Here is a 1,877-nt window from a genome sequence, read left to right as displayed (position 1 = left end):
GAGCCCAAAGCGACCCTGAGAAATAACGCATATCATCGCCCGAGGTGAAAGTAGTTAGCGCGCTTCAGGTTGGGTCTTGGCAGAATATCGAAAGGCGGGAACGTCTTACATGTCTACCGTTCGATCATAAGTCTACGCTATTGTAACCCATTTAGGCCTCTAAGCTTGGATCGGATCAGCTGGCAGACCTATCGCCTCTCTGATGTGGTCAGGCAGATGAAGGTTTTGTGCCAGGATATCCGCTTTTTCAGACAGCGCTTTAGCACGTTCTGCAGCAGTTTCCGCTTTGGACTGCATTCCCGACTTCTTGAGTATCCACGCCTTAACTAACCAGAAGTGTCTGCAGTAGGGACGCATTTCAGTTGCGTCTGAAATTGCTTCGATAGCGAGTTGCTTATCACCTGCCATCATGTGGGCAATCGAAAGGGGATAAAGCCGGTGCGGAAGAAACGGATCCTCGCTGGAACGACGCACGGCCTTCGCTAAACTCTTCCGAGCAGCTTCCCAGTTGCCGGCAATAACTTCGGTGTAACCGCTTGCCTCCATGCCCAACACGTAGCTAGGGTTCAGACGGAAAATTCTATCAATGTCCTTCCTCGCACCATGCAGATCACGCGCGAGGCGCGCACGCACCTGTGCCCTCGTGTACCAGCAATAGTCGGAGCGAGGAGCTGCCTGTACAGCCTTGTTCGAAGACTCGATGATCCGCGTGCGCAGATCAGGGTCAGGCTCGCGATAGCATGCTTCCAAGGGGTACAGTTTGGCTTCACACCACATCGCAAGCCCGGATCCGTTCTCGGGATCAAGTCGAAGCGCGCGCTCAAGCAATTTACCCGCATGATTATAGTCCTCGATGGTGGCACGATAAAACAGCATTGCCGCTCGGGATCTCAACTCACTTGGACTCAGTTGATCGTCTGGAATGTCGCTCAGTCGGTCACCGTCAAATGCGTTGATCTGCAGACGTAAATCGTTTGAGAGCTGTTCTGCAGCCCGATCGCTTAATTCAAACAAATCCTCTGAACTTCCGTTTAAGAAGCGCGACCAAGTTACCTGTCCATCTCCCAAGCGGGTAAGGCTGGACGAGATCCTTGCTTCGGTCTCCCGGCAGCGCAACCTGCACCTCAGGCTGTAAGTTGCTTTGGTCTCGGATGTTGAATCTGTTGCAATTACACGCACACCAGTGCGACGCGAAAGACTGTGAACCAATTGCTCCTGCAGGTCAGCACAAACCTCAAGCGTCTCTCTCGTTTCGGGAGCACTTGTGACCGGCTCGACTGCAATAGAAGGCAACTCGGTATGTTCAATTTCACGCTGCGTGGCGGGCCGCCATTGAAACCCATTCACAGGAAGAGCAAGGTTCTTTAAATCGAACGTACCAGCATCGCTGAAACCCGCTGAGAACTTTTTGTCCAACTGCCGCCTAAGGTCTTCGGAGATCATCACACCACCGGGTGGTGCTTCGGTTTGCAGGCGTGCGGTGATGTTTATACCGGCGCCATAAATGTCGGCCTCGTCTTGAACGATCTCCCCGAGATGAGCTGCCATCCTCAGCCTGATTTTCTCATGGTCGACCAATGAAAGTTGCACAAATTGAGCGGTTTCGATTGCCGCTGACACTGAAGGAAAGGCAATTATCCATCCATCACCCATACGCTTCAGTATCTCGCCGCCTCTTCGTACGGCCTCTGGTTCCAGTAGTTTATCCCGAAGTTCGCGGATCAGCCCGATTGCGAGTGACTGATCCGCCTCCATTGCGGACGTATAGCCGACCAGGTCGGCCATCAAGATCACGGCAAGGCGAGCTCTCATAAAGCAAGGTTAAAACAACGCTCGGGCATTGTCATCTTTTGAAAACCTGCGATGCGATCTCGGGG

Annotated in this window: 1 protein-coding gene; it reads right to left on the bottom strand. The window is 52.9% G+C overall.

What is annotated here, in order from left to right; all coding sequences use genetic code 11:
- Positions 1 to 159: 159 nt before the first annotated feature.
- Positions 160 to 1,785: a hypothetical protein gene (locus GOV91_RS22475; RefSeq protein WP_171237132.1), complete on the bottom strand. Its 1,626-nt coding sequence runs from the start codon at positions 1,783 to 1,785 to the stop codon at positions 160 to 162.
- Positions 1,786 to 1,877: the final 92 nt, after the last annotated feature.

This window comes from Ruegeria sp. HKCCA6837, from assembly GCF_013034475.1.
Lineage (GTDB): Bacteria > Pseudomonadota > Alphaproteobacteria > Rhodobacterales > Rhodobacteraceae > Ruegeria.
Note: the sequence above shows the minus strand (reverse complement) of the source record. Positions and strands in the feature narration are given on the sequence as shown.